The sequence below is a fragment of the Marinobacter xiaoshiensis genome, from assembly GCF_031631795.1.
Lineage (GTDB): Bacteria > Pseudomonadota > Gammaproteobacteria > Pseudomonadales > Oleiphilaceae > Marinobacter > Marinobacter xiaoshiensis.
Genome location: NZ_JAVMBO010000006.1, coordinates 118,605 through 145,469 on the forward strand (window position 1 = coordinate 118,605; position 26,865 = coordinate 145,469).

Consider the following 26,865-nt stretch of genomic DNA (forward strand, 5'->3'; position numbering starts at 1 on the left):
ATTATTGCACCACTCAGCGAGAATCTGCAGCACGCTCTTGCGTGCTGCCAAAATACAATAATAATTTACCCTGCAATTATCTTGAACTTTGCACAAAAAGACTGAACACTCTTGAAACGACTAATGATCAAGTCCTGGCCACAGCGAGTAGCCCTTTGACTACACCACCGGATAACGAGGCCAATCCAGAAAACACACGCCCGGACACAAGCAATGTGACCGTGGGCGCATCGGAGAATGCGCACATTTACCGACTGACTGGTTTATACCGGGCTCTGAGTGAAATGAACCAGGCCATCAATCGAATGGGTGGCGAGGAAGAGCTGTTCCCGCTCGCCTGCAGATCGGCTGTCGATTTCGCCGGCATAAGCATGGCCTGGATTGGGGTTTATGATCCGGAATCAAAGCGCATTGTCCCGGTAGAAAGCTATGGTGCCGAAACGGATTATCCGGAGAGTTTGAACACTTCAGTACAACCAGGCACATCAGCCCCCCCCCGACCCTTCAGCAGCCGCTTATTGCAACAATCACTCCGTAGTAACCAATGACTGGGCGAACAACCCGGGATCAGCATTCTCGCTCGAACATTCAGGCCATCATCGCTGGGGTAGCAGCGGCAGCTTCCCCATCCATAGGAATGAAAAACCTTTTGCAGTGTTTACGGTTTATCACCTTGCAAAAGACTTTTTTGACGACGAAATCACTGATCTATTCAACGAACTTGCCCGCGACATCACCTTCGCTCTCGGCAACCTTGATCGGGAAAGGCAGCGCCGCGATGCGGTGGAAGCGCTCCGTATCAGTGAACAACATTTCCGGGCATATTTCGAACGTTCAATGTTCGGGATGGCGACTACCAGCCCGGATAGAGGCTGGATAGAAGTAAATCAGGCGCTGTGTGACATGCTCGGCTATACAGAACAGGAGCTTCTGACGGCAAAGTGGACTGACCTGATTCATCCTGAAGACCTGGAAATTGGCCAGGCTCAGTATCAGCAACTGATTGACGGCACAGTGGATGAGCGATCGGTTGAAAGACGGTTTATCCATAAATCCGGTAACTCCATCGACACTCATCTTTCCTTGCGCGCTATTCGAAATACTGACCACAGCTTTGCATACGTGGTGTCGCTCATCGAAGACATCACATCCCGGAAGATGGCAGAGCGCCGCGAACAAATGCGGCAGGAAACCCTGGAACTGGTTGCCAAAGGCGGCTCTTTGGAAGAAATTCTGGCGCAGGTTATTGCATCGGCCGAATCCATTCTCTCCAATTCCATGTGCTCGATTCTTCTCATGGACGACGAAGGAAAACACCTCCTGAGTGGCTCTGCCCCGAGCTTGCCGGGCTTTTTCTCCAAGGCTATCAGTGGCGTTGAGATCGGCATGGGCGTTGGGTCCTGCGGAACCGCAGCCTATACGGGAGAGCGCGTTGTCGTCGAAAACATCGCCTCCCACCCTTACTGGGCAAACTTTAAAGATCTGGCGGCCTCAGCTGGGCTGGAATCCTGCTGGTCGGAGCCCATTCATTCGTCATCAGGCAAGGTCTTAGGCACTTTTGCCATTTATCGCACTCAACCGAGCACCCCTGATGAACAGGAAATTGTACTGATTGAGAGGGCGGCAAATCTGGTCAGTATTGCCATCGAGAGGTTTCATGCAGAAGAAGAACTCCACCTTGCCTCATCCATCTACAAAAACACGGCAGAAGCTCTACTGGTTACCGATGCCAGCAACAGGATTACGGCACTCAACCCCGCGTTTACCCGGATAACCGGTTACACCCTTGACGACCTTCGAGGTAGAGACACATCTGTTCTTCATTCCGGTCGTCACAGCGCCGATTTCTACCAGACCATATGGGAAAATGTCGCCCTGAAAGGCTTTTGGCAGGGTGAGGTCTGGAATCGTCGTAAAAACGGCGAAGCCTTTCCCTCGTGGCTCACTGTAAGTGCGATTCACAATGACAAAGGTGATATCCAGCGCCATGTCATTATGGGCTCTGATATAACCGACAAGGTTCGCACAGACGAACTGGTTTGGCGCCAGGCAAACTACGACTTCCTGACCAACCTGCCCAACTGCTACATGTTTCAGGATCGACTGGAACAGGAAATCCGAGCCTCTCTAAGCCACGGTTCACTGCTGGCATTATTGTTTATTGATCTTGACCGTTTCAAAGATGTTAATGATTCCCTGGGACACCCGGTGGGCGACCAACTGCTGATAAAAGCCGCAGGGCGTATCAGCGATTGTGTAAGAGACTCCGATACCGTGGCCCGCATGGGCGGCGACGAGTTCACTGTCATCCTTCCCCGGCTCACAAACACGACCGATGGCGAAAAAGTGGCCGAGCAAATCATCAGTGCGCTGGCGGAGCCATACACCTTCAATGGAGAGTCCATCTATGTCCAGGCCAGCATTGGCATTACCTTTTGCCCCGACGACGCTTCAAATGTTGATCAGCTAATCAGTAACGCCGATCAGGCCATGTATGCTTCGAAAACATCAGGGCGAAACCGCCTGAGTTATTTCACACAGTCCCTGCACGATGAAGCTCGAAAGCGGCTGTTGCTAATCAATGACATGCGCTCGGCTGTCGAAAACGGGCAGTTCGAACTTCATTTCCAGCCCATCGTTGATCTCGCAACGGGCAAGGCCAGCAGGGCAGAAGCTCTGATTCGCTGGAATCACCCGAAACACGGAATGATTAGCCCGGCCGAGTTTATCCCATTGGCGGAAGAGACCGGATTAATCGTCGGGATCGGCGACTGGGTATTTCGGGAAGCTGGCTTCCAGGCAAAGCGCTGGTGTGATTTGTTCGGTACCGGTATTCAGGTGTCCGTGAACATGTCACCGATACAGTTTCAAAGTAACGCCCTGAACATCTCAGACTGGCTGGATTACCTGAAAACACTCGAGCTGGATGCAAAACACCTGAGCATCGAAATCACCGAAGGCCTGCTACTGAATGCCAGTGATGACGTTAAAGAAAAGCTACTCCGCTTCCGGGATGCAGGGATACAAGTGGCCATCGATGACTTTGGCGTTGGCTACTCTGCGCTGTCCTACCTGAAGCGGTTTGACATCGATTACCTCAAGATTGATCAGTCTTTTATTCAAAACCTTGAAACGGATCAAAATGATCTGGTGCTTTCAGAGGCCATAGTCATTATGGCTCACAGGCTCGGCCTGAACGTCATCGCAGAAGGCGTCGAAACCCAGGCGCAGCGCCAACTGTTGCTGGAAATCGGGTGTGACTACGGGCAGGGTTATCTCTTCTCCCGCCCGCTGTCCGTCATAGCGTTTGAAGACTTCCTCACGAAAACCCTAGAGCCAGACTGATACAGAATAAAACTTCTTTCCCAATGCGCCACTAGTGCCTAACATGCATCTAAAGGATTCCTATCTTTTCTTTAATCAGGGCACCAGGCTTATGAACCGCACACTACGGATAGCGTTCTACGCTATTGCCACGATCTTCCTTATCGGCTGCAGTGAGTCAAAGGAAACCACTTTTCACCCTGTAATTCAGCCAGTCAAAGTGATGACGATCGGAAGTGAAGATGCGACCCTGGCCCGTGAGTTTCCCGGCACTGTCAGAGCAAGCCAGCGGGTTACGATGGCCTTTCAGGTGCCCGGCCGATTAATCGAGTTTCCAGTACAAGAAGGCATGATCGTCAAAGAAGGCACCCTGCTCGGCAAACTGGACCCATCGGATTACAACAGCAACCTGGCGGCGGCACGCACACAGCTGCAAACGCTAGAGGCAAACTTTAATCGCGCCAAAGACCTGATCAAGAAAAAATACGTCTCTCAGGCTGAGTACGACAAGATCGAATCCAGTTATAACGTTGCCCAAACCGAACTTGAAAAGGCCCAGAAAGCCGTAAACGAAACCAGTCTGATTGCGCCCTTCGAAGGTGTCATTGCTCGCAAATTTGTCGACAATTTTCAGGAAGTACAAGCCAAAGAGCCAGTCTTGAATCTGCACAACAATCTCGCACTGGAAGTCGTTGTTGATATACCGGAAAACCTGATCGTGCGTTACAGCAACCAGGGCACAGCGGTCGACCTGAGCGCACGGTTCGACGGCATACCGAATCGCACTTTCCCACTCTCCGTAAAGGAGCATGCCACCGAGGCCAACTCCGACACACAGACGTTTCAGTATGTGCTTTCCATAGAAGACACCGCGGGCCAAAACCTGTTACCAGGAATGACAGCCATTGTTCGCGCACAACAAAAACCGGACAACAGTATTAGTGAGACACTTATAGCAGTGCCGCTCTCAGCCGTGGTTGCTGACAGCAAGCAACAGAAAATAGTCTGGATCGTCAATGACGACGGCACAGTCAGCAAACGCCCTGTTGAGACCGGTGACTTGGTAGGCTCGAGCAGCATTCTGATCACCTCCGGGCTGAAAACAGGCGACACCCTTGCCGTTGCCGGTGCGTCGTCGCTTAAGGAAGGCATGCAAGTAAAGCCCATCGACAAAGTGGAGTTCTGATCCACTATGAACATTGCCGCATGGAGCATTAAAAACAGCACCATCACCTGGATCGTTGTTCTTGTCATGGTGGCGATGGGCTACCATTCTTTCAATAATCTCAGTCGCCTTGAAGACCCCGAATTCACCATCAAGGAAGCCAAAGTCGTCACGCCATATCCAGGGGCAACGGCCAGTGAGGTTGAAGAAGAAGTCAGCAACCTCATAGAACAGACTGCTCAAAAGATGGGGCAGTTGTTCTATGTGGAATCTCACTCTTATCGCGACAAATCCATTGTCTCGGTAAAAATACTCGATCAGTACGACAAGTCACGCTTACCGCAAGTCTGGGATGAGCTTCGTCACAAAATCAGCGACGTGCAATCCCAGCTCCCCCCGGGAGCCGGGCCATCTCAGGTCATTGATGATTTTGGGGACGTCTATGGCGTGTACCTGGCCATCACCGGCGACGGATACAACCAGAACGAGCTCTACGAGTTCGCAAAATTCCTGAAGCGCGAATTGTTGCTGGTTGACGGCGTCAAAAGCATTGCGCTTTATGGCGAACCACAGGAAACCATTTACGTAGAGCCCTACACGGAAAAAATGTCGGCATTGGGTATTCCCCCCGCTGCGATATTCAACGTGCTGGGCGACAAAAACACTGTTGCGTACGCCGGATACGCCCGCGCTGGCGATGCCCGCCTTGCCGTACAGGTGTCTGGTGAACTGGATTCTGCAGAACAGTTCAAATCGCTGATGATTGCAAGCCGGGGCAGTAGTAGCAGCCAAATCGTGCTCGGAGATATTGCCAATGTGTACCGAGGGCAACAGGAACCAGCCACAAACGTGCTGCGCTTTGATGGCGAGCAGGCTATCGGCTTGGCCATTTCAGCCCGCTCCGGAAGCAATGTCATCACCATGGGCGAGGGCCTCGACGCCAGGCTGGAGCAGCTGAAGCCCCAGATTCCACTGGGCATGACCTTAAACCCTATATCGATCCAATCCGATGCTGTATCAGAGGCAATCAGCGGTTTTACCGTCAGCCTGCTACAAGCAGTGGCCATCGTGGTATTGGTCTTGCTGGTGTTTATGGGCCTGCGCAGTGGATTGATTATCGGCGCGGTACTGCTGATCACCATCATGGGCACGTTCATTTTCATGAACATTTACGCCATCAACCTCGAACGCATTTCGCTGGGCGCACTTATCATTGCCCTGGGCATGCTGGTGGACAATGCCATTGTGGTCACAGATGGTATTCGTATGCGCATGCAGCAAGGGGAAGACGCCCTCTCCGCTGCCAGCAAAGTTGTCAGCCAGACAGCCATTCCCTTGCTGGGCGCCACGGCCATTGCAGTTACAGCTTTTGCTGCCATCGGGACATCTGAAGACTCTACCGGCGAGTACACTCGCTCCCTGTTTTCGGTCATCCTGATTTCGCTGTCCCTGAGTTGGTTCACCGCAGTAACTGTAACGCCTTTACTGTGTCACAAGTTCTTGAAAACGACCGCGGCAGACAATGACCAGCAAGCCTACTCATCGGGTTTTTATCGCAAGTATCAGGGCATGCTTCACAAAGCCATTCAGCACCGCTGGCTGACTATCGGCATCACAGCAATTTTATTTGTTGCAGCCGCGGTGGGCTTTGGCTCGGTCAAACAAAGTTTCTTCCCCGACTCTACCCGCCCGCAGTTTTACGTGGACCTCTGGTTCCCGGGTGATGCCGATATCAGCACAACATCCGAGGGTTCGAGAGCGTTTGAGGATATTTTGGCCGATTATGAAGGCGTCACCCGGGTGACTACGCAAGTGGGTGGTAGCTCACCCCGGTTCCTGCTGACGTATTCGCCGGAACAGCCAAGCCCCAACTTTGCTCGAATTCTGGTAGATGTTGAGAACTACGAGACTCTGGCCAAACTGACTGAGCAAGCCCAGCAAGAGCTTGAAACGCTGCGCCCAGGCGTTGGTGTGAACGTTAAAAAGTTTGTGCTCGGGCCCGCAACCGGTGGCAAGATTCAGCTACGCATTTCCGGGCCAGACCCCGAAGCCTTGCGACAATTGGCTGACAAAGCCAGGCAAGTATTGGCCGCACACCCCAACGTAAAAGGACTACGTGATGAATGGGGTGATCTGGTAAAGGTGATCAAACCGGAAATTGCAGACGCTCAGGCCCAGAAACTCGGGCTGGTGCGCGCGGACATTGCCCAGGCAACGGCGTTTGCTGTTGATGGCGTGCGCGTAGGCACCTACCGCGAAGGCGATGAGTTGCTACCGATCATTGCGCGGGCGCCGCTGGGCGAACGCATGAGCCTGAATAATCTTGATCAGGTGTCCATCTGGAGCCCGGCCGCTCAAAGCATGGTTCCGCTGGGCCAGGCAGTCTCTGACTTTCATATTGGTTTTGAGAACGCCCATATCTGGAGACAGGATCGCATCACAATGCTGCGCTTGCACTTCGATCAGCGCCACGGACTATCCTCAGAGCTACTGGCTGATATCAAAGCCGATGTAGAGAAGGCACTGAATGCCGACGTACGCGAGTATCTCGGGTTATCCGACGGTGCAGATGTCGAGCACACCGACAAAACGATCCCTCTGCGATACCGTGACCGAATTCCGGTTGCAGACATGACCGGCTACTATTTTGCGTGGGGCGGTGAGAATGAAGACTCGATCAAGGGCTCAACGTCTATTGCCGAGTCTATTCCGGTGTTCTTCGGGCTGATGGTGTTCATCGTGATTGCCCTGTTCAACTCCATTCGCAAAACGCTTGTGATCTGGCTGGTAGTGCCTCTTGCCATTGTTGGGGTAACCGCAGGGCTCCTGCTGTTCAACCAGCCCTTTGGTTTTATGGCACTGCTGGGTTTCATGAGCCTCGCGGGAATGCTGATTAAAAATGCCATCGTGCTGGTTGATCAGATCGACGTAGAATTGGCTGACGGCAAAGTGCCTATTGAGGCCATTGTAGATTCAGGAACCAGCCGACTGATCCCCGTAGCCATGGCCGCATTAACGACGATTCTTGGCATGCTGCCTCTTTTGACTGATGCTTTCTTCGTCGCCATGGCTGTCACCATCATGTTCGGACTGGGCTTTGCAACGATACTCACACTTGTGGTGGTGCCAGTTCTGTACGCAACCTTGTTCCGGTTTCGCAACTAACGTTCGTAAAGGGCAGTCCGACTGAACAGCATTTTGTTCAGTCGGACTCTGCAGCAATCTCCTGAAATGCCTGAACCAGAGTGTCTGGCTCTTGGGCGCCTGAGATAAGGTATTGGCCATTGATAATGTACGCAGGCACAGCTGAAACACCCGCCTTCTGATACCTGGCTTCTTCCTCGCGCACAACTCGGGCGTATTGTTCTGAATCGAGCACCTTCCTGGCTTCCGTCACGTCCAACCCAAGTACCTCAACACATTTGAGGAGAACGTCGTGATCAGTCACATTCTCTGCCCTGCCAAAATAACCTTCAAACAGTGCCTTCTTCATACCCGTGTGCTGTCCCTGCTCACCCGCCCATTTCACTAGCCGATGGGCATCAAAAGTATTGCAAACCAGGCGTTCCTGAATCTTTTCAAAGTTAAGGCCAAGATCCTTCGCGACCGTCATCATCTGGTTCTGAGTGGCGCGCAACTCATCTTCGCTCCGCCCATACTTACGGGCGAGCGCCGGCAAAATGGGCTCACCATCTCCGCTGCTATCCGGGTTCAATTCAAATGCGCGCCACTGAACCTCAAACTCATACTCTGGTGCCAACTGGCCCATGGCGCGCTCCAGGCGAGCATAGCCAATGGCACACCAGGGACAAGCGATGTCGGAAATGATATCGATGCTCATTTTTTTCATAGCGGGGTCCTGTCAATTGTCTGAGCCAGCCAAAAGCCCAAAAGTGGTAGAAAAACTCATACTTACACCATAATGCTCATTTGATCCTGGCACTGTCCAGTTTGGCCGTTGCTGAACGCCCGGTTAAGTCTGTTAGAATCTAATCCGAACGAACATCTCAACAGGCCCCCTGCATGAAGCTCAACCCCTTTAACACCCGTATCGGCCTGGCTCTCGGGGGCGGCGCTGCCAAAGGCATTGCTCACATTGGTGTTCTGAAAGCGTTTGAAGAAGAGGGCATCCGGATTCACTGCATTTCAGGTACCAGTGTGGGTGCGCTGGTTGCCAGCTATTACGCCTTCGGTCGCCCGGTGGAATCCATACTTTCCATTGGTTCAACGCTAAATCTTTCAAAGATCCTGAACTTTACCTTTGAACGCGGAGGTCTGTTCAGTACGCAAGCCATTCGCGAGATGATCGAGCGGGATCTGGGGGACTGCCTCATTGAAGACGCCAATATCCCTCTCGCAATCTGTGCAACGGATATCGAAACCGGCAAGCAGTTGATATTCAGGTCAGGAAATCTGGCAGACGCTGTTTGTGCGTCCATGGCCGTACCAGGCTTGTTTGTTCCAATGGAAGTAGGTGGACGGATTCTGGTAGACGGTGGGTTGGTTGAAAACGTTCCGATTTCTCCTTTGGCCAAAATGGGCGCGGGTATCACCGTGGCCATTGATCTGAGCCATGTCAGCCAGTACCAGAAGCCGGAAGACACCTTCGATGTGATCAGCAACGCCATCAATATTGCGATCGACTTTAATACTCGCGAGCAACTTAAAAAGGCGGACATTGTGGTGCCGCTGGATTTAAGCGGTTACAGCCTCACCAACAATGCCAAACATGTGCAAGAGCTTTACATGGAAGGCTACCACCCGATGAAAAAGAAGATTCAGCGGGTGCTCTGGTACAAACGGGCAAATGTTTTTATGTATCTTTTCAAAGGCATCAGAAAGCTACTCCCTCTGAAAGTGCCCGAGATTATCAAAGATCTCAAAAGCCACCTATTGGCCATGCGTAACCGAGTCTAGACTTTTACACAGCAGGGGTGATCCAAAAACGTATATACAGACTACTCTGTTAACCTGCCTATCGCTTGAAGCTAACGGAGTTTCCCCATGATCACAGTCCACCACCTCAACAACTCTCGTTCACAACGCATTCTCTGGATGCTGGAAGAACTGGGAGTGCCTTACGAGATCCAGCGCTACGTGCGTGATGCCAAAACCATGTTGGCGCCGGCAAGCCTCAAAAAAATACACCCGCTGGGTAAATCACCGGTGATCACTGACGGCAACCTGGTGGTGGCGGAGTCTGGCGCTATTATTGAGTATCTGGCACACACCTATGGTAAAGACACCATGCTGCCAGAAACCGGCGGTCAGGCGTGGCTGGATTACACCTACTGGATGCATTACGCCGAAGGCTCACTGATGCCACCACTGGTGATGCGACTGGTTTTTGAAAAGGTAAAAACCAGTCCTATGCCATTTTTTATCAAACCTGTGGCAAAAGGCATTGCCGATAAAACCAATGAGGTTTTCATCGGCCCCATGATTAAAACTCACCTGGACTTTGTTGAAGCCCACCTGGCGAAAAACGTCTGGTTTCTTGGGAATGAACTCAGCGCCGCAGATATCCAGATGAGTTTTCCACTGGAAGCCTCAGTCGCCAGAGGAATCACAGGCAAGAACCGGCCTCACATCACTGCCTGGGTTGAGCGCATGCACGCCAGGCCGGCTTACCAGGCTGCCCTTGAAAAGGGCGGAGAATACGACTTCGCCTGACGGAAAGTTAAGCCCCCAGCGCCGCCCTCACCTTTTTACCCAAGTGGCCCATATCAACACGGCCGACTACTTGAGGGCGCAGCGCACCCATCACTGAACCCATGTCTTGCATGCCTTTGGCATCGACCGAGCTGATTGCCTCACGGATCAGTTCATCCAGCTCATCCTCAGTAAGAGCAACCGGCATGAATTCCTCGATGATCGCCATTTCCGCTCGCTCTATATCACCCAACTCCTTGCGGCCGGCGTTATCGTATTGGCTGGCAGAATCGCGGCGCTGCTTGAGCATTTTGTCCAGTACCTTCAGAACGTCGTCGTCATTCAGCTCGCGGCGCTCATCAATTTCGATCTGTTTGATTGCGGCTTGGGCCATACGCAGCGTAACGAGCCGAGTTTTGTCCTTATTTCGCATTGCGTCTTTTACTGCGTTGCTTAGCTGTTCTTTGAGTGATAATTCAGACATTACCGGTCTCCTGCTGCATGGATTAAGGGCTGTAAGTTTGCATTATGCAAAAGGGCAGATCTAGTGAAGAATCAACGCCTGGTTTTCTGGATAGCCAGTCAGGAAAGGTAGATCTGTCTTTGCGGGCGGCACTTTTATTCTGCCCCTTCACCCCAATATATGAACAGACATTTGAAGCACACACTCCACAGGCTCCGACAATGAACGACATCCTAAAAAAGTTCCTTTTTGTTTCCAGCATCTACCTGCTCGCACCGACTGCTGGCGCTTTCAGCCTGAACGACACCATTGCCAGTGGCACCCAGGCACTGTCCTCCGCCAACGAGGTCAGTGCTGAAGCGCAGCAACTGCTCGGGCTGCTGGAAGACCAACTCGGTGTCACTGAAACTCAAGCTGTTGGCGGCACCAGTGCTTTGCTGCAACTGGCGAAAAATGATCTGGGCGCTGATGCCATGAGCGCTCTCACAAACCAGGCGCCGGGGCTAACCAGCTTGCTTGGGGCAGGCGGCATGAGCCAAGGGTTGCTCTCTGGTATTTCATCTATGAACGGGGTGCAATCGGCCTTCTCAGCCCTGGGCATGGACAGCACTATGATTCAGCAGTTTGTTCCAATCCTTATGGGCTTCCTGGGGGACCAAGGCGTTGGGTCTTCATTGCTGGGGCAGCTGCAGAGTCTTTGGTCGCCTGCGAGCTGAGTAGTTAACCTTGCTACGATTGAGGGCGTTGTGGAACCGGTCGCTGACCCTCCGCCCCCAAAAGATCCCTTTCCGTCGTCGGCTGGCGCGAGCGTCCGTTGCTTTGATTTACCGGCACACTGAAGACGGTGAAACGGAGCTACTGTTCATCCAGCGGGCCCGCCGGAAAGGAGATCCCTGGTCTGGCGATATGGCCTTTCCCGGAGGCCGGATGGAACCGGCGGACCCATCACCACGGGCGGCAGCCGAACGGGAAACCCTGGAAGAAACCGGCGTCGACCTGACCAATCACGGGCGCTTTCAGTTCAGACTGTCCGACCTGATTACCCGCCAGCACAGCCGTTGGAGACCAATGGTAGTCACCCCCTATGTTTACGAGTGGCAAGGACCGCAAACCGAGCTGCCTAATCACGAAGTGGCACAGATGGTGTGGATATCCCTCAAATACCTCGCCGCCAAAGAAAATCAAAGCAAACTCCCTTGGCGCACCCCGCTTGGCACCGTAAAAATGCCCTGCTGTCGGTATCAGGATTACTGTATCTGGGGCCTTAGCTACAGCATGCTTCAGGAGTTGCTGAAGCTGGATTTTGAGCCTGGGCGGTTTGCTCCTAAAGCGACTGACGCATCACGTTTTCTATGATTTCTGTTGGTAGCACAACAGGATTGGCCTTCATGGACGAGGCTCCGACGGCAGCTTGTGTCGCTGAGAGTATGTGCTCTTCCGTCACACCAATAGACGCCAGTCCCGGCAAGCCATTCTGAGCAATCCACTCACGAAAATACTGCAGAGCCTGACCTTCCGATACCTCAAACACTTCAGCAATCCAGCGAATTACGTCATCGACACGAGCTTTATGACCAGCCTCGACTACGTTATCGCGGTTCGCTGCAATGCCCGCAGGCAATAGAGCACCGCAGATGGCTCCGTGGGGTGCACCGCACAAACTGCCTAGCGGGCCAGCAATGCCATGCACAACTCCCAACCCGGAGTTCGCAAGAGCGAGCCCACCAAAGAGACTTACCTGAGCCAAAGCATCACGAGCGCCTTTGGACTCCCCTTCCATCAGTTGCTTCAAAGCAAGAAGCCCCTTCGGAATCGCCTCTTTGCACAACATATCGGTGAACAGATTTGATCGTGATGAAAGGTAGGGCTCAATAACCTGGGTGACCGCATCCAAACCTGAGTAAAGGCTAACTTGTTTGGGGCAATTATCGGTGAGCGCCGGGTCTACCAGCGCAAGATCCGGGAGCAACTGGTTATCCCTCAGGCTCACCTTACGCTGGGCCTCGACCACGTCGATAACCGCATTTCGAGTTACCTCTGCGCCGGTGCCCGAGGTGGTTGGCACAAGTATCAACGGCAGGCGCCTGGCGGATAAAGGCAGCCCGCTTCCCACCACCTCCAGATGGCTTAACAGATCCGTGTGGCTTGGCAGCATGGCCGCAAGCACCTTTGCTGAATCCATGACCGAACCACCACCAATCCCCAGCACCAGATCAACCCCCAGTGATTTACCTTGGTCAATGGCGGCCGTAAGAGTGTTCAAATCAGGCTCTTTTTCAATGGTCAGCGTCTGGACGATATCGATAGACGTGAGTGACTTAAACACCACCGAGAGCCTGCCCGGGTTTTTGCCATGCACAATCAATGCTCGCGAACCAAGCTTTGCTGCCCTGTCGTTCAACTGGTCGATGAAACCACGCCCAAACAGAATCTCGGTTGGGGTTACCAGGCTAAATGTACCTAACATAAAAAATATCGTCCTGAAGATAAAAAGGGAGGCCTGTTTAGTAGAACCTCAGCGTACCTTTTCCTTTATCATTCGGGAATGTGCGATTTTCGGTTCAATGCACCACTCATTCGGCATGATCAAATCGGGTCTACTTTAGTTATTCGTCAACCCGGAGCGTTTCAAGCAGATTATCTATGTCTGCTTTAAGTTCCTTATCGTCAATTTTATTCGCGTTAACTTTTGCCTCCTGAAGGTTTTTGATAGCGGCATCCGTTTGGCCCAATTCAATTTGCAAGGTGGCCATGGAAAATGCGATCGACGACATATGATCTTTTGCCTTGATTGCCACGGCTTTTTCCATGGCCTTGTCGTAGCCTGCCAAAGCTTCTTCCAAGTCTTCTGTAAAGTCGGCAAGCGTTCCCCATTGTTCCGGGTGGTCTTTATCGGTATTTTCGTTATCGGTGCATACAGATTTCAGTTCTGCATAGAGCGAATCAAAAGTAGCTTTATCATCGTTTTTGTCGGCTTCCATCAGCTTTTCAGCCAAGCTATGGACGGACTTGTATATCTTGGTATTAATCATTACTCATCACCTTTTCAGCCCGTTTTATGTCGAAGAATCTGCGGGGCGATCAGCGCGCCGGGCCGCAGCATAGCTCAAAGAGGATACCCCAAACAGCGTCTGCCGATATCACCAACAGTAGTTCCAATTTCTGATCGCAAGGAAACAAGACACAGCAACTCCCGGTCATCCTCGTAACCGGCGGTGCCCAAGGCATTGGCAAGGGCATCGCCGCCTACTTCCTGAACAAGGGCTGGCGCGTTGTAGTGTTGGACCGGGATGCAGAGGCCGAAGCCGTGAAATGGGGTGGGCACGCAATGGTCAGTAATGCGGGAATCGCGGATCCGGACACAGCCCCTATCGGCCTCTGACCATAATCAGCACCCCAGCGGCCGCATCGGCACACCCGACGACGTAGCAGCCATGGTGGCTTACCTTATCTCGCCCGAAGCCGGCTTTGTGACAGGCCAGAACTTCGTGATCGACGGCGGAATGACCCGCAAGATGATTTATGAGGAATAGGCCCCTGGGTTCTGCGCCTAGTACGCCTTACGATAGCCCCCCTGATAATCAAAGATTCGCTCCTGCACCTGCCAGAAGTGCTTCTGTTTGCGGGCAATAACGAAATCCGGTGCAGGCATCAAAGCCTGCATCTCAAGCACCTCATCAATCCTGCCAAACTCGCGTGGAGCTTGGCCATTCGCTAAACGCCGGCCAAACAGCCTGTTAAAGACGCTACGTTGCGCCGGCTTGCTGAAATCAAACGACTCGCTAAGCTCTTCCCCGTCTTCGCTGTGATAGGTGATTTTCAGTTTGGTGCCCGCGCCACTCATGGTGATTCCAGCGCAACGAATCACCATGGCATCTTTCAGTTTCAGGGCATCTTTTAGCTGATCGTCCGGGTCGATAATGGCTTCTTTGCAGTGGTGACAATTGCGAGCCGCAATATCATTTTCGGCGTTGCAGTGTGGGCATTCCTTGAAACGGAAACGGTAATCGCACTGTTCCGGGCGTCCGTTCGGCACTCCAGGCTCATCCTCTTCTGCTGGCTCCAGCAACCCCTGACAACGGCGGCCGTAGTGCTCGATCACATGGCCGTCACTGTCTGTTTTACCCCAGAAAACATTGGCAAACCCGCAGCCAGGGCAGAATACCTGCACTGGCTCGCTATCGGGATTCGGTTTCTTCTCCCCCACTTCCGGGTGATGGAGATTCATATTATTACCGGCGTAATCTATCACCAGGCAATTCTGCTTACCCTCGTCCAGACGAAGACCGCGCCCCACAATCTGCTGATACAAACTCACCGACTGGGTAGGACGAAGAATGGCAATAAAGTCCACATGGGGCGCATCAAAGCCGGTGGTGAGAACGGAGACATTCACCAGATACTTTAACTGCTGCTGCTTGAAGCGCTGAATCAGGGAATCCCGTTCATCCTGATCGGTAGCGCCTGTAATCAAAGCCGTTTGCTGCTCCGGGAGATAGCCGGTGATTTCCTTTGCATGATCCACCGTTGCCGCAAAGATCATCACTGCCTTGCGCTCAGCAGCCAGCTCCATTACCTGCTCGATAATGGCGCGGGTTACGCGCTGATGTTTGCTCAACAGTTGATTAACGTCTTTCTCCGCGTACTCGCCGAAGCGGTTCTGAGACAAGGTGGAGAAATCGTATTGGGTTACCGCCGCATCAACCAACTGGGGTTTGGTGAGATACCCACGGTTAATCATATAGCTCAACGGCAGTTCGTAGATGCAATGCACAAAAGGCTTATCCTGCTCACTGCGAACAAAGCCCCGGTAGTGATAGCGATAGATCCAGCCCATGGCCAAGCGATAGGGTGTGGCGGTCAGCCCAAGTACTTTAAGGGACGTGTTCTGTTGTCGTAGCAGGTCGATAATTGTTTGATATTGACTGCTGTCATCATCGCTAACCCGATGGCACTCATCGATGATGATCAGTGAGTATTCATTTCTGAACTGATCCAGGTTGGCCGATACGGACTGCACACTGGCGAAGGTGACCTGGTGCAAGTTTTCCTTGCGCTTGAGCCCGGCAGAGAAAATACCGCCCGTTAACCCGTAACTCTGGTATTTGGCGTGATTCTGCTCAACAAGCTCTTTCACATGAGTCAAAACCAGAATTCTACGTCGGGCAAGGCGGGCCAACTCGGCGATAACCAGGCTTTTACCCGCACCGGTTGGCAGCACAATAACGGCAGATTCATCAGACTTCCGAAAATGCCTCAAGGTGGCATCAACGGCTTCCTGCTGGTACGGCCGCAGCTGAAAAGGAGCATTCATTTTAACCTGCCCCCAATATCTTTAAGCGCGACCGTGAGCCTGAGATTGCAACTGTTCAGAGTCTACCCGAACAAAAATCGAATCCGCACTCACCGTAAGAGTGTCACCTGCCCAGATCTCACAAATCACTCGGCTCTTGCGACCTACCTCGCCCTCCACTCTCGCTTTGAGGGTTAACTCCACGCCCATTGGCGTTGGTTTGATAAAGGTAAGACCGAGTTTGCCAGTAACGCAATCAACGCGGGGCAGGCTGCCCGGTTCACGGCCCTCGGCACGATAGTGATGGGCCATAGCCGTCCAGTTGGAATGACAGTCCACAAGCATGGCCAGAAAACCACCATAAACAAGTTCCGGCCAACCGTTGAATTTCGGGTCCGGCGTGTGCGTGCACACCACGTGAACGCCATCCTCGTGCCAATAGCTCTTAAGCTTGAGGCCGTCAGGGTGGGCACTCCCGCAGCCGTAGCAAACCCCGTCCGGGGCCGCCATATCCTGTAAGGCAGTAGGAATACTGCTCATAATCAAAGACTCCTTCAAAAAACTACGAGCTAAAGCGGCAAAAAGCCGCAACCAGACCCGAATAATGCCTAAAACTCAGCAATAACAGCAGAAGACTAAAGCCTGATATTCCATTCACCCTGGTCAAACAACCAACGGTTCCAATCCGAACTCAGCATGTTTACACCACCGAGGTAATTGTCATCCACAAGGTAGTAGGAAAGGGTGCGATCCCCCCTGTTGAAGTTGTGCATCAGCCGCACTACAAAGTTACGCCTGGTAGGTGTCGAGAGCAGGAAGTAGACAAACTGGCCCGACTGAGCCCTGAGACTGCCGCTTCCAGACGCATCTGAATGCCGCCACTTGTCGCTGGGCAGTTTCAAAAACTGCTCAATATCTGCCAGGCGGCCCTGTTCACGGGCTCGGGCAACAACCCACTGGTTTTCCGGGTGACGCTCAAAATACAAACCTGAGCCATCCCTCTCCAGCATTTCCATCTGCTCAGCGAGCCCCTCATTTAACCAGGCTGGCGCATAGGGAATGATGGTGTCGACAACCGCATGACTCACCTCGTGTTTGATGGTCTTGAAGGTGAAAATCCTGTCTTCCCGTATATAGACTACAATCTGGTGTTCAGAGGGTATATACAGGCCATACGAGGCAATCGAGTTGCCCCTGTTGTTTTGAATCAGGTAGTTCTGGTATTCAGCCTTACCTTTGAAAATCAGGATATTGACTGGCACTGTCCTGTACATATCAAAGGACATAACTCGATCAAAAAACTCGTAAACATTGTTTACACCATCAACAATCTGCTGATTCTCCTCGTCAGTCAGTTCAACATTTACGGTCTTAATGTCGATATCAAAGCGCGACCATTTCGACACGCCAGGCTTAACCCTAACCTCTTCCTGCTCAATGCGGTGGTCTTTTCGATCGCTGAAATGAACCTTCCCGTTTTCATCCACCCATTTATAGATTTGTGCATAACCGGGGCTCGCAACAAGTACAAAGAGGAAAAACACGAAGACTGGATACACGGCTTGCCTTAACCTTTTAAACACTACACGTTACCGACTGGTGAGACTGAAAATCTAAAAAAACGGGACAGATTCAGCGCCCCCAAAACCACGCGCACAAACCTGCAACCACCAAAAGAAGCACGATAGTATGCACTTCCATACTTTTCCGGGTAGTTGGGGCAGGTTTTTCGGTAAACGTGAAGTAATCCCCACCAAAAAGGCCCACGCCGCAACTCTCGCAGTAGTTTTTCGAGTATGAAACCCTGAGCGCAGCTGGCTCAAACCTCTTCCGGCAGCTGTAACAGCTAGGCTTAATCATTTCCCGCTCCAGGCAAAGCGACTGGCCGAACCCGTCAGTGATGGCCGCCGGGGCCATGGGCGTGGCCGTGCGCTAACTCTTCCGGATCAGCAGCGCGTACCTCGATGATTTCGATATCAAAGGTAAGGGTTTTACCCGCCATCGGATGGTTTGTGTCCACATCGGCAAACTTGAGGCCGACCTTGGCGACAACCACATGGCGCCGGCCCTGCTCGGTTTGCACCTGGGCAACCATGCCCTTTTTCCAGCGCTTGGCTCCGATCAAATGCTTGACCGGTACCCGCTGAATGGCATCGGCCTTACGCGGCCCATAGGCTTTTTCAGGAGGGATGGTAACGCTGAAGGTATCGCCAGCCTCGCGGCCTTCCAAAGCCTCTTCCAAGCCTTGGATAATTCCACCGTGGCCATGCAGGTAGGCGTTTGGCTGACCGTCACGGGAGCTTTCTACAATATTGCCCTGCTCATCACTAACACTGTAGTGAAACAAGACCACCTGGTTCTTTTCAATTGGCATAGGGTTCTCTGCAATGGTTAAAAGTACGCCATTATAACCAGCATAAGCACCGACTCCAGCAACTACTGCGACCAGTCGATGCTATGGGTCCAGGGCTTACCATCAACAAGAGCAACGAACTCTGAAACCGGGACAGGATGACTGAAATAGTATCCTTGAAAGAGGTCACAGCCCAATCCTTTGAGCACATCCAGATGAGCTTCTTTTTCTACACCCTCAGCCACAACACTAATACCAAAATTCTGGCCTAAACCGATGATGGATTTAACCATAACCAGATCCATCTCATCATCAAGCAAGCCTCGTGTGAAAGAGTGGTCAACCTTCAGTTCGCTGATGGGCAGGTGCTTGAGGTAACTCGGAGATGAATAGCCGGTCCCAAAATCATCCAGCGAGAACGACAATCCGAAGTCTACCAACTCATTGAGCTTTCCGATGACGTCGCTGGTGTCACCCAGCAAAACCGTCTCGGTAATTTCCAACCTCAGCTTGGAGCGATCAATACCGGAATCTGAAACAATCCTTTTCACATTCGATACGAAATCCCCAGACCAGACCTGCTTGGCGCTGGTGTTAATAGATACGCGCAAATGTTGATATCGTGAATCGGATTCCCATTCCTTTAGCTGCCTGCATGCTTCTGTCAGCACCCATTCACCCATCGGTGTAATCAGGTTCGAGCCTTCAACGACAGAGATAAACTCTATCGGGCCGAGCAACCCGCGTTCGGGATGAACCCAACGAATCAGAGCCTCAGCAGCTACCAGATGTTGGTCTACGTCGAACTGAGGCTGATAGTGCAAAACAAAATCACCCTGAATCAACGAGTGCCGCAACTCTTTTTCCAAGCGCACAGTCTTTTCAATTTCGCCCTGTATGACCGGATCAAACACTGCATAGTCATCACGACCACTGCTCTTGGCCTGGTACAGAGCCAGATCAGCTAACTGCAGCAGCTCGGAAGCCTGCCTCAGATCTGGCTCAAAAATGGTGATCCCGATACTTGCTGTAACTGAGTATTCAATTGCGGGGCGGTTATTATTCAGTTTGATGCTGACGTTTTTACCAATAGAAGATCGAATATCCTGGGCAATGAGTTTTGCTTTGATCGCTGCCTTACGCGGATCGGTGTCCAGATCATTCAGAACAATCACAAATTCATCACCGCCAAACCTGGCAACCGTATCATCGCCACGCACCAAGGCGTTAAGCCTGGCCCCCAGCACCACCAGCAAATCATCCCCCGCCTGGTGCCCATAGGTGTCATTCAGATTTTTAAAGTTATCCAGATCTACAAAAAATACTGCCCCACATTTTCCGGAGCGCTTGCAGCGATCAAGTGCCAAGCCCAACCTGTCACTCAAAAGTGCACGGTTTGGAAGCTTGGTAAGCGGGTCATAAAATGCCAGTGATTCTATTTTGGCTTGATCTATCTTTTGTTGGGTAACATCCTGAATAATGCCAACCAGCAGTAAAGGCTTACCGTCTTCATCACACTCTACAATGCTTCCGCGGTCCCAGAGCCATATCACCTCGCCATCGGGGCGCTTGAATCGAAACTCGATATCGTAAGGGATGTTATTCTCTAACAGCGCCTGAAGCGCGTCAGCAACGCGTTGTTTATCTTCTTCAACTACACGGGCCATGAAGTCTGAAAATGAAGCTTTTGAACGATGAACACCTGTTATTTTTTCCCAGCCTTCGCTGAACAACACCTCGTTGGTTTTCGTGTTCCAGTCCCACATTCCTTCCCGGGAGACCGCTAATACATGCTCCAGCCGCTTGGAGTTAAACTCAGCCAGGTTTTTTAATTCGGTTATTTCGGTGATGTCTTGCGCAATAACAGCAATGTTCAGCTCACCATTGCTGTTTTTGAAAGGGATTTTCAGAGACTGGAAATGGCGGATTTCGCCGGTATTGCTGTCAGTAGAGTCTTCATAAACAGTTTCAGGCTCAAAGCGCCGCATAACGCTCTGGACATTCTCTTTGAAAAACTTGCCCTGCTCCTTGTTACCGGTAAAAAAAGAGTCCTCTTTACCAATCATTTCTTCTGGAGTGGTGCCATACAGCTTGGCTACATAACTGTTTACAAAAACAAAGTTGCCATCCCAATCTTTGGCCAGGATAGGCTCTGGAATCGCGTTAACAATGTCAGACAGCAATCTGTTCTTTTCTCTTTCAGCTTCCAGCTGTGATTGAGGAGAATCGCCCATGTAATTGCTGCCCATTTAATAGAATCTTGAAATTAGCGCAGTGGTTATGGGGTGTCAAAAAAACAAAGTGTCTAGCGATATACTGTGCGCCTGAACGTATTCACAAGAAGGGTCTGAAACAAGGCCGCTTATGACGGTTTGGCAAGAATTCACCATAAGCTTGGCCAGCAGGATAATATGGTGTCATCAAGCACATCCAAATACAGGGCAATCTAATGAAATTAAAAAATTTTCTAGCCGCTAGTGCCGTCAGCTCCGCAATTATTCTAAGTGCCTGCGCAAATACACCAGAGGCCGCCGATAGTGATGTGACAACGGACAATCTGGTCCGTGGCGGCGAGTGGATTGTTGAGGACATTGGCGGCAACGGCATTATCGACAGCTCCCGTGTCAGCATTATATTCATGGAAGACAATCGGGTGGGCGGCAGTTCATCCTGCAATCGTTACAGCGGCGAATACCAACTCAATGGATCCACATTGACTGTTGGCGACAACATGGCATCGACCCGAATGGCCTGTGCACCGGCGCTGATGAATCAGGAAGAATCTTTCTTGAAGCTGCTGATGAATGTGAACCAAGCGCGCTTTGGCGATCACGGCGAATTGCTATTGAGCACGCCAGAAGGAAAAACTATCCGCGCTTTCCCGTCGTCACCCAAGCCGTAGCAAAGGCGCCCTCATGATCGATTTCCGTAGCGATACCGTTACCCGCCCTACCTCTGAAATGCGCGAAGCCATGGCGAGCGCCGAGGTGGGCGACGACGTTTATGGTGACGACCCAACCGTTAACAGCTTACAGGCCTATGCCGCCGAACGGCTGGGCTTCGAATCAGCACTGTTTACCGCCACCGGCACCCAGGCCAATCTGCTCGCGATCATGAGCCATTGTGGCCGGGGCGATGAGTACCTTTGCGGCCAGTCGGCACATAATTACCGTTACGAAGGCGGTGGCGCCTCTGTGCTTGGCAGCGTTCAACCGCAACCCATCGAGAACGAGCCCGACGGCAGCATCAACCTCGAAAAAGCCAGGGCCGCCATCAAGGCCGACGACATCCATTTCGCTTCTACCCGCCTGCTCTCACTGGAAAACACCATTGGTGGCAAAGTGTTGTCACTGGATTACCAGCGCCAGGCTCGCGCCTTTTGCGACGACCACAATTTATTGCTGCACCTGGACGGCGCCCGGGTGTTCAATGCAGCGGTGAAATCCAACTGTGATGTCACCGAGATAACCCAACACTATGATTCGGTCAGTGTCTGCCTCTCAAAAGGTCTGGGCGCGCCTGTTGGTTCGTTGCTGCTGGGATCAAAAGCCTTTATCGAGCGGGCAACACGGCTGCGTAAAATGGTGGGTGGTGGCATGCGCCAAGCCGGCGTTCTGGCCGCTGCCGGTCGAATTGCTCTGGAACAAGGACCACAGCGGCTGTTTGAAGATCACGAAAACGCCGAATACCTCAGCGCCGGACTGGCCGGAATCCCGCAGCTGGAAATCAACCCCGCAAGCACCCAGACCAATATCGTCTACGCCCGCTGCCGGTCCGACAGAGCTGCGCAACTGCGTGACTACCTGGTTGAACAGAACATCCTGATCACCGCAGGTAACCCCATTCGCTTCGTGACGCACCTGGATGTGAACCGCCAAGATGTCGACCGGTTGCTGGATGCTATCCAGCGGTTCTATCAGTCGTGAGAAACAGGTCTGCCCCGCTATTCTCCCAGACAGGCCCCATTTTCAGATCAAAAGGAGCCAGCACAAATGGCACAGCATCCCCCGGTCATACTCATAACAGGCGGTGCTCAGGGCATCGGTAAGGGTATTGCTGCCCATTTTCTGGACAAGAGGTGGCGAGTGGTGATCTGCGACCAGAATGCAGAAGCCATCAGCGCATGCAGACAGGATTTCGGCGATCCGGACAACCTGCTACTGATCACAATGGATGTATCCCGCGAGCCCGAGGTAGCCTCGGCCATAGAGCAGGCCGCAAGGTGGGGCAAGGGGCTGGACGCCCTGGTCAATAATGCGGGGCTCGCAGATCCAGACACTGGCCCTATAGAGCTGCTTGAACTGGATCAGTGGCAACGGCGAATCGACGTCAACCTGACCGGCGCCTTTTTAATGGTTAAGCACTCGGTACCGCACCTGCGCGAAAGCCAGGGCAGCATCGTCAACATGGCCTCTACCCGCGCCTTGCAATCTGAGCCCGATAGCGAGGCGTATGCGGCAAGCAAGGGCGGCCTGATCGCGATGACCCACGCTCTGGCTATAAGCTTGGGGCCCGATGTGCGGGCCAACAGCATCAGCCCGGGCTGGATAGATGTCAGTGCCTGGCAGGCTCACGCGCCCTCTGAACCACAGCCTCTGTCTGCCTCTGATCACGGGCAACACCCCAGTGGGCGTGTCGGCAAACCCGAGGACGTGGCGGCGATGGTGGCCTACCTGGTCTCGCCGGACGCCGGCTTTGTGACTGGCCAGAACTTTGTGATCGACGGCGGCATGACCCGCAAGATGATTTACGAGGACTAGGTCTATCCCGGTTTTCCAAAGACCGTGAAAATCGGGTCAGGTAAGCGCAAAGAATTCAACAAATCAAAGTCTAATTGCTGCCGCAAAGTGGCTGCTTCCGGCGCGACGAGCAGCCAGCCCAGAGCGCCCAGATTAGCGAGAACCGCCAGCCAGAAAACGACTTGATAGCTCCCCTTTCGTGTTTTGTGCCGAAAAACCTGCTGAGCCATAAGCGCTCCGGGCCAGCCACAGCAAAGCTCAAAGAAGTGCAGCGTGTTCTCAGCCGTACGCTGCCCACCCCGCTGCGCCGCGCGCTTATCGATCCAGTACATCACAAACAACACCAGGCTCACCCCGCCATAGGCAGCCAGGATAGAGACCGGCAAATTACCTCGGTGGAACAAACCCGCCAGAATGGTGAAGAACACCAGCACAACAGCAGCGGCCACCCAGACTCCCCGAGCAATGCTCGCGCCAACCTTTGCTGCTCCCGCATACTGAAACCGCCCTGCTCTCGGCCGGCCCTGACTATCCTTCGCAATGGTATAGGCTACCTTACGATCTGAAACTGGCCGCCCCCGGCCAGCATATGTGCTGATATGAGCAAAGACCCGCTCACCACCGCCCTCAGGAGTAATGAAGCCAAAACCCTTGGTGTCGTTCCAGGCGGTGAGTAATCCTTTTTGGTTCAATTCACTTCTCCCTTCAATGGCTGATCAGAACTGGCGGGACACAGATCGCTCAATGAAAGCAATCAGCCGTAAATTGTTGCCGCCAATGTGGATTACCCACCATTTGCCCTAGCATTTGAAATTGTCGAGGGCCGGGAACACCCGGCGGCAATCCGGGATTCTGTCAGTCCTTTGCAGCGGGGGTGGATTATACTCAGGTTAAGGATGGCCGGTTACTTGTCCGGCTCAAGGAATAGAGAAAACCGGGACAGATTTATTTTCCAGATGGTTAGCACAGCAAGGAGACACCATGTCGTACACCAGCCAATATACACCCGAAACCCTGAGCCGGGATGAACTGGACCAGAGCACAGGCCCAATGGTGATCGAATTCGGTACCAACTGGTGCGGGATCTGCCAGAGTGCTCAGGCGGATATCAAGGCGGCAATGGACAATCACCCAAACGTTCTGCATGTGAAGGTTGAGGATGGCAAAGGCCGCAGACTAGGGCGCACGTTTGGCGTTAAGCTCTGGCCAACACTGATTTTTTTGAAGGAGGGTGGAGAAATAGCGCGGGTCGTCCGCCCAGACGACAGCAGTGACATTGAAGATGCACTGCAAAAAATTCACTAAGGCCGGTGCTGGCAGTTAGCTCAATCTGTGCGCATCTCACGAATTCGCATTGGCATAGAGTCAGTTCGGCGGAAAATAGCGTCAAGATCGAGACTGGGCTCGCGGCTTTTGATACCGCCGTCTTTCCCGATAAGCAGCACCCGATCTTCAGAGCGGACCGTAAGCGTCCGCCCATCACACCTTGCTAATGCTCACCGGCCTCCAGTTGTGCGGTAGCAGTTCATCAATGGCGTTGTTTTTCTGCGTCGGCAGTTTCGTCAGAACATCTTTCAAATAGGCATACGGATCATGCCCATTGAGCTTTGCGGACTGGATTAACGTCATCACCGCAGCAGCGCGTTGACCACTTCGCAATGAACCTGCGAACAACCAGTTACTCCGACCCAATGCCCACGGGCGTATCTGGTTTTCCATCCAGTTGTTGTCGATGGGCACTGCGCCATCGTCCAGATAGCGCGTCAGCGCTGTCCAGCGTTTGAGACTGTAGTCCAAGGCTCTGGCCGTGCCGGAGCCATCCGGCACTTTCTGTCGGTGCGCCAACATCCATTGATGCAGGGCATCGGCTATTGGTCTGGCCTTTTCATTTCTGATTTGCTGTCGCTTATCCGGCGGCAGGTCTTTGGCTTCTCGCTCGATCTGATACAGCTGACCGATGTATTCCAGAGCCTGTGCCGCTATTTGGCTCTGGTTAGCTTGGTGTAGGTCGTAGAACTTGCGACGGGCATGGGCCATACAACCGATTTCGGTGATGCCGTTGCCGAAGCCCGCCTTGTAGCCCGAGTAATCGTCGCAGACCAGTTTGCCTTGCCAGCCTTCCAGGAAGGTTCGAGCGTGCTCACCCGCCCGGGTTGGGGCGAAGTCGTAAACAACGGCCTTCAGATTGGAGAACGGTGTGGTGCAATAGGCCCAGACATAGGCTTTGTGGGTTTTTTTCTTGCCCGGAGCCAGCATGCTGACCGGTGTTTCATCGGCGTGCAGAACGCCGTGTTCCAGTAGTGCATTTCTAAGAGCATTCACCAGCGGTTGCAGCTGCACACCGCAAGCGCCTACCCATTCCGCCAGAGTTGAGCGCGGGATAGCGAGGCCAGCACGACCGAAGATACGTTCTTGACGGTATAGTGGTAAATGATCCGAGTACTTGGCCACCAGCACCTGAGCCAGTAATCCGGCGGTGGGAATGCCTTTATTGATAACCTGCGGAGGCACCGGTGCCTGGGTCAGGGTTTCGCACTGCTCACAGGCCCATTTGCCGCGGATGTGGCGCTCCACTGTGAACTCGCCCGGCACGTAATCCAGCTTTTCACTGACGTCTTCGCCTATGCGCTTGAGCTGGCAGCCGCAGCGACACTGAGTGTTCTCGGGTTCGTGATGGATCAGGGTGCGGGGCAACTCCGGTGGCAGTGGAGCCCGCTTGGGTTGTATTTTTGGCTTGGGCGGTGTTTCGGCGGCTGTGAGTTGTGCCAGTTCAGCCTCGATGGCAGCAATGTCGCTGTCGATCAGCTCATCCAGCAAGCGGCCTTGAACCGCATCCAGTTGTTCGCTGCGACGGGCGAACTTGTGGCGTTTAAGGATGGCCACTTCGTGGGTCAGTTTCTCGATGACTGCATCGCGGTGTACGAGTGCTCGATCCTTATTTTCTACGCGATCGAACAGATCCGTGACTAGGGCACGGAGTTGATCGGCGGAGAGTTGATTAAGGTCGGGACGTTGTGACATGCAGAACAGTATCCCAAGTCACGGCCACTGTGACGATTCGCCATTCTGATGATGGTCTGGGTAACCGGCTTGTGGTTACAGAATCGAGATCACACCGGCGGCACCGAGGCGTTGCCACGGCAACCCTTGAACCAGCGCAGCCAATTGTTCGTCTGTTAATAACAGTTGCTTGCCACGCCAGGTTTCGCCCCAGTGGAACTTGCCGCGATTCAATCGACGGGCACAGAGCCATATACCAAGACCGTCGTGGATCAACACTTTCATTCGGTTGCCCCGTTTGTTGGCGAACAGGTACGCACAATGGGGCCTGGCTGAGCCGAACACCTGGACGACACGCGCCAACGCGGTGTCTGGCCCAGCCCGCATATCCAAGGGCTCGGTGGCCAGCCAGATCTCGTCAATGCGGATCATGGCAACAGTTCGCGCAGAAACGCCGCGCATTGCTGACCTTGATCGGCGGGCCATTCCACCACAACCGGGCCGCCGGCTCGCGGAATCTCGATGCGGATGGTGCGATCCTTATCGGCAGGTTTCGTGGTATGCACGGCCGTCGCTGGAAAACGAACCGGTAGAAAGGCTGGGGCTTGGCTTCCATCGTCTTGCTTCGACTCTCTGATCCAGCGCCGAAGTTGGTTGGCGTTGAGGTCGTTATCCAGGGCAATGCGGGAAACAGAAGCTCCAGGTCTGTGGCACTCGGCCACCAGCCGAGCTTTAAATTCCGGAGCGTGTCGGCGACGTTTTCGGTAAGGGCGGGTTACGCTTACGTTGTTCATAGATAGTGTCCACTAAAGAATAAGTGGACACTATCTTGAAGCCTTCGGCATCACACTCAAGATGGGTTTGCCGGACGCTTAC

General features: G+C 52.9%; 25 protein-coding genes and 3 pseudogenes. 14 read left to right on the forward strand and 14 right to left on the reverse strand.

Annotated features, from left to right (window positions below):
* Positions 1–504: 504 nt before the first annotated feature.
* From RKA07_RS17950 to RKA07_RS03725, 4 genes and pseudogenes are all read left to right on the forward strand, one after another.
* Positions 505–1,161: pseudogene (locus RKA07_RS17950) on the forward strand (GAF domain-containing protein); the annotation flags it as partial.
* Positions 1,162–1,179: 18 nt separating this feature from the next.
* Positions 1,180–3,345: a bifunctional diguanylate cyclase/phosphodiesterase gene (locus tag RKA07_RS17955; protein ID WP_353962134.1), complete on the forward strand. Its 2,166-nt coding sequence runs from the start codon at positions 1,180–1,182 to the stop codon at positions 3,343–3,345.
* Between the two features lie 91 nt (positions 3,346–3,436).
* A complete protein-coding gene (locus RKA07_RS03720; protein ID WP_200202762.1) occupies positions 3,437–4,510 on the forward strand; it encodes an efflux RND transporter periplasmic adaptor subunit in 1,074 nt (357 codons plus the stop codon).
* Between the two features lie 6 nt (positions 4,511–4,516).
* Complete coding sequence (locus tag RKA07_RS03725) at positions 4,517–7,654, forward strand: efflux RND transporter permease subunit (protein WP_310965610.1); 3,138 nt, start codon at positions 4,517–4,519, stop codon at positions 7,652–7,654.
* 37 nt (positions 7,655–7,691) lie between these two features.
* Here the strand turns inward: RKA07_RS03725 and RKA07_RS03730 are convergent, their stop codons facing one another.
* On the reverse strand, positions 7,692–8,339 hold the full coding sequence (locus RKA07_RS03730; RefSeq protein WP_310965611.1) for a DsbA family oxidoreductase: 648 nt from the start codon (positions 8,337–8,339) through the stop codon (positions 7,692–7,694).
* Between the two features lie 173 nt (positions 8,340–8,512).
* On the opposite strand from RKA07_RS03730, the gene RKA07_RS03735 reads away from it, so the two are divergent.
* Together RKA07_RS03735 and RKA07_RS03740 are read left to right on the forward strand one after the other, a co-directional pair.
* Positions 8,513–9,406, forward strand: coding sequence for a patatin-like phospholipase family protein (locus RKA07_RS03735; protein ID WP_200368949.1), 894 nt, complete (start codon positions 8,513–8,515; stop codon positions 9,404–9,406).
* A gap of 87 nt (positions 9,407–9,493) precedes the next feature.
* Positions 9,494–10,162 (forward strand): glutathione S-transferase family protein, encoded by a 669-nt coding sequence (locus RKA07_RS03740; protein ID WP_200368948.1) that lies wholly within the window; start codon positions 9,494–9,496, stop codon positions 10,160–10,162.
* A gap of 7 nt (positions 10,163–10,169) precedes the next feature.
* Here RKA07_RS03740 and RKA07_RS03745 read toward each other — a convergent pair whose 3' ends face one another.
* On the reverse strand, positions 10,170–10,625 hold the full coding sequence (locus RKA07_RS03745) for a GatB/YqeY domain-containing protein (protein WP_310965612.1): 456 nt from the start codon (positions 10,623–10,625) through the stop codon (positions 10,170–10,172).
* Positions 10,626–10,825: 200 nt separating this feature from the next.
* On the opposite strand from RKA07_RS03745, the gene RKA07_RS03750 reads away from it, so the two are divergent.
* Both RKA07_RS03750 and RKA07_RS03755 read left to right on the forward strand, forming a co-directional pair.
* Positions 10,826–11,320 carry a DUF2780 domain-containing protein gene (locus RKA07_RS03750; protein ID WP_310965613.1) on the forward strand — a complete coding sequence of 165 codons (495 nt, stop codon included), beginning with the start codon at positions 10,826–10,828 and terminating at the stop codon, positions 11,318–11,320.
* Positions 11,321–11,423: 103 nt separating this feature from the next.
* Complete coding sequence (locus tag RKA07_RS03755; protein ID WP_310965614.1) at positions 11,424–11,960, forward strand: NUDIX hydrolase; 537 nt, start codon at positions 11,424–11,426, stop codon at positions 11,958–11,960.
* On the opposite strand, the gene RKA07_RS03760 is transcribed toward RKA07_RS03755, so the two are convergent.
* Both RKA07_RS03760 and RKA07_RS03765 read right to left on the reverse strand, forming a co-directional pair.
* Complete coding sequence (locus RKA07_RS03760; RefSeq protein ID WP_200368944.1) at positions 11,929–13,071, reverse strand: iron-containing alcohol dehydrogenase; 1,143 nt, start codon at positions 13,069–13,071, stop codon at positions 11,929–11,931. The two genes, RKA07_RS03755 and RKA07_RS03760, sit on opposite strands and share 32 nt — an antisense overlap.
* A gap of 139 nt (positions 13,072–13,210) precedes the next feature.
* A complete protein-coding gene (locus RKA07_RS03765; protein WP_310965615.1) occupies positions 13,211–13,636 on the reverse strand; it encodes a tetratricopeptide repeat protein in 426 nt (141 codons plus the stop codon).
* A gap of 206 nt (positions 13,637–13,842) precedes the next feature.
* Here RKA07_RS03765 and RKA07_RS03770 point away from each other — a divergent pair, with 206 nt between their 5' ends.
* Positions 13,843–13,986: a hypothetical protein gene (locus RKA07_RS03770; RefSeq protein ID WP_310965630.1), complete on the forward strand. Its 144-nt coding sequence runs from the start codon at positions 13,843–13,845 to the stop codon at positions 13,984–13,986.
* Positions 13,961–14,137, forward strand: a pseudogene (locus RKA07_RS03775) (SDR family oxidoreductase); the annotation flags it as partial. The gene RKA07_RS03770 and the pseudogene RKA07_RS03775, both read left to right, overlap by 26 nt.
* Positions 14,138–14,154: 17 nt before the next feature.
* Here RKA07_RS03775 and radD read toward each other — a convergent pair.
* The 5 genes from radD to RKA07_RS03800 all read right to left on the reverse strand — a co-directional run bounded on the left by radD (position 14,155) and on the right by RKA07_RS03800 (position 20,499).
* Positions 14,155–15,918, reverse strand: coding sequence for a DNA repair helicase RadD (gene radD, locus RKA07_RS03780; protein ID WP_310965616.1), 1,764 nt, complete (start codon positions 15,916–15,918; stop codon positions 14,155–14,157).
* Between the two features lie 21 nt (positions 15,919–15,939).
* A complete protein-coding gene (locus RKA07_RS03785) occupies positions 15,940–16,437 on the reverse strand; it encodes a PaaI family thioesterase (RefSeq protein ID WP_200368941.1) in 498 nt (165 codons plus the stop codon).
* Positions 16,438–16,532: 95 nt separating this feature from the next.
* Positions 16,533–17,456 carry a DUF4124 domain-containing protein gene (locus RKA07_RS03790; RefSeq protein WP_200205078.1) on the reverse strand — a complete coding sequence of 308 codons (924 nt, stop codon included), beginning with the start codon at positions 17,454–17,456 and terminating at the stop codon, positions 16,533–16,535.
* A 335-nt stretch (positions 17,457–17,791) separates the two neighbouring features.
* Positions 17,792–18,271 carry an FKBP-type peptidyl-prolyl cis-trans isomerase gene (locus RKA07_RS03795; protein ID WP_200205079.1) on the reverse strand — a complete coding sequence of 160 codons (480 nt, stop codon included), beginning with the start codon at positions 18,269–18,271 and terminating at the stop codon, positions 17,792–17,794.
* A gap of 62 nt (positions 18,272–18,333) precedes the next feature.
* Positions 18,334–20,499 carry an EAL domain-containing protein gene (locus tag RKA07_RS03800; protein ID WP_310965617.1) on the reverse strand — a complete coding sequence of 722 codons (2,166 nt, stop codon included), beginning with the start codon at positions 20,497–20,499 and terminating at the stop codon, positions 18,334–18,336.
* Positions 20,500–20,699: 200 nt separating this feature from the next.
* On the opposite strand from RKA07_RS03800, the gene RKA07_RS03805 reads away from it, so the two are divergent.
* From RKA07_RS03805 to RKA07_RS03815, 3 genes are all read left to right on the forward strand, one after another.
* A complete protein-coding gene (locus tag RKA07_RS03805) occupies positions 20,700–21,152 on the forward strand; it encodes an META domain-containing protein (RefSeq protein ID WP_200368938.1) in 453 nt (150 codons plus the stop codon).
* Positions 21,153–21,165: 13 nt separating this feature from the next.
* Complete coding sequence (ltaE, locus tag RKA07_RS03810; protein ID WP_310965618.1) at positions 21,166–22,176, forward strand: low-specificity L-threonine aldolase; 1,011 nt, start codon at positions 21,166–21,168, stop codon at positions 22,174–22,176.
* Between the two features lie 66 nt (positions 22,177–22,242).
* Positions 22,243–23,010, forward strand: a complete 768-nt coding sequence (locus tag RKA07_RS03815; RefSeq protein WP_310965619.1) for an SDR family oxidoreductase — start codon at positions 22,243–22,245, stop codon at positions 23,008–23,010.
* 2 nt (positions 23,011–23,012) lie between these two features.
* On the opposite strand, the gene RKA07_RS03820 is transcribed toward RKA07_RS03815, so the two are convergent.
* Positions 23,013–23,681 carry a DUF1294 domain-containing protein gene (locus RKA07_RS03820; protein WP_310965620.1) on the reverse strand — a complete coding sequence of 223 codons (669 nt, stop codon included), beginning with the start codon at positions 23,679–23,681 and terminating at the stop codon, positions 23,013–23,015.
* Between the two features lie 289 nt (positions 23,682–23,970).
* On the opposite strand from RKA07_RS03820, the gene RKA07_RS03825 reads away from it, so the two are divergent.
* Positions 23,971–24,294, forward strand: coding sequence for a thioredoxin family protein (locus RKA07_RS03825; protein ID WP_310965621.1), 324 nt, complete (start codon positions 23,971–23,973; stop codon positions 24,292–24,294).
* Positions 24,295–24,314: 20 nt separating this feature from the next.
* Here RKA07_RS03825 and RKA07_RS03830 read toward each other — a convergent pair.
* From RKA07_RS03830 to tnpA, 4 genes and pseudogenes are all read right to left on the reverse strand, one after another.
* A pseudogene (locus RKA07_RS03830) lies at positions 24,315–24,437 on the reverse strand (DUF4174 domain-containing protein); the annotation flags it as partial.
* 31 nt (positions 24,438–24,468) lie between these two features.
* Positions 24,469–26,010, reverse strand: coding sequence for an IS66 family transposase (gene tnpC / locus RKA07_RS03835; RefSeq protein WP_200371917.1), 1,542 nt, complete (start codon positions 26,008–26,010; stop codon positions 24,469–24,471).
* A gap of 75 nt (positions 26,011–26,085) precedes the next feature.
* Positions 26,086–26,421 (reverse strand): IS66 family insertion sequence element accessory protein TnpB, encoded by a 336-nt coding sequence (gene tnpB, locus RKA07_RS03840; RefSeq protein WP_200371918.1) that lies wholly within the window; start codon positions 26,419–26,421, stop codon positions 26,086–26,088.
* Positions 26,418–26,783 carry an IS66-like element accessory protein TnpA gene (tnpA, locus tag RKA07_RS03845; protein WP_200371919.1) on the reverse strand — a complete coding sequence of 122 codons (366 nt, stop codon included), beginning with the start codon at positions 26,781–26,783 and terminating at the stop codon, positions 26,418–26,420. Before tnpA ends, tnpB begins: the two co-directional genes overlap by 4 nt.
* Positions 26,784–26,865: the final 82 nt, after the last annotated feature.

Bases quoted from the DNA above. Each gene is read 5' to 3' on its own strand.
- RKA07_RS17955 (WP_353962134.1), top strand. From the start codon at position 1,180: ATGCGGCAGGAAACCCTGGAACTGGTTGCCAAAGGCGGCTCTTTGGAA.
- ltaE (WP_310965618.1), top strand. From the start codon at position 21,166: ATGATCGATTTCCGTAGCGATACCGTTACCCGCCCTACCTCTGAAATG.
- RKA07_RS03800 (WP_310965617.1), bottom strand. From the start codon at position 20,499: ATGGGCAGCAATTACATGGGCGATTCTCCTCAATCACAGCTGGAAGCT.
- RKA07_RS03720 (WP_200202762.1), top strand. From the start codon at position 3,437: ATGAACCGCACACTACGGATAGCGTTCTACGCTATTGCCACGATCTTC.
- tnpA (WP_200371919.1), bottom strand. From the start codon at position 26,783: ATGAACAACGTAAGCGTAACCCGCCCTTACCGAAAACGTCGCCGACAC.
- RKA07_RS03760 (WP_200368944.1), bottom strand. From the start codon at position 13,071: ATGTTAGGTACATTTAGCCTGGTAACCCCAACCGAGATTCTGTTTGGG.
- RKA07_RS03765 (WP_310965615.1), bottom strand. From the start codon at position 13,636: ATGATTAATACCAAGATATACAAGTCCGTCCATAGCTTGGCTGAAAAG.
- tnpC (WP_200371917.1), bottom strand. From the start codon at position 26,010: ATGTCACAACGTCCCGACCTTAATCAACTCTCCGCCGATCAACTCCGT.
- RKA07_RS03725 (WP_310965610.1), top strand. From the start codon at position 4,517: ATGAACATTGCCGCATGGAGCATTAAAAACAGCACCATCACCTGGATC.
- radD (WP_310965616.1), bottom strand. From the start codon at position 15,918: ATGAATGCTCCTTTTCAGCTGCGGCCGTACCAGCAGGAAGCCGTTGAT.
- RKA07_RS03795 (WP_200205079.1), bottom strand. From the start codon at position 18,271: ATGCCAATTGAAAAGAACCAGGTGGTCTTGTTTCACTACAGTGTTAGT.
- RKA07_RS03785 (WP_200368941.1), bottom strand. From the start codon at position 16,437: ATGAGCAGTATTCCTACTGCCTTACAGGATATGGCGGCCCCGGACGGG.
- RKA07_RS03750 (WP_310965613.1), top strand. From the start codon at position 10,826: ATGAACGACATCCTAAAAAAGTTCCTTTTTGTTTCCAGCATCTACCTG.
- RKA07_RS03730 (WP_310965611.1), bottom strand. From the start codon at position 8,339: ATGAAAAAAATGAGCATCGATATCATTTCCGACATCGCTTGTCCCTGG.
- RKA07_RS03805 (WP_200368938.1), top strand. From the start codon at position 20,700: ATGAAATTAAAAAATTTTCTAGCCGCTAGTGCCGTCAGCTCCGCAATT.
- RKA07_RS03825 (WP_310965621.1), top strand. From the start codon at position 23,971: ATGTCGTACACCAGCCAATATACACCCGAAACCCTGAGCCGGGATGAA.
- tnpB (WP_200371918.1), bottom strand. From the start codon at position 26,421: ATGATCCGCATTGACGAGATCTGGCTGGCCACCGAGCCCTTGGATATG.
- RKA07_RS03815 (WP_310965619.1), top strand. From the start codon at position 22,243: ATGGCACAGCATCCCCCGGTCATACTCATAACAGGCGGTGCTCAGGGC.
- RKA07_RS03740 (WP_200368948.1), top strand. From the start codon at position 9,494: ATGATCACAGTCCACCACCTCAACAACTCTCGTTCACAACGCATTCTC.
- RKA07_RS03745 (WP_310965612.1), bottom strand. From the start codon at position 10,625: ATGTCTGAATTATCACTCAAAGAACAGCTAAGCAACGCAGTAAAAGAC.
- RKA07_RS03735 (WP_200368949.1), top strand. From the start codon at position 8,513: ATGAAGCTCAACCCCTTTAACACCCGTATCGGCCTGGCTCTCGGGGGC.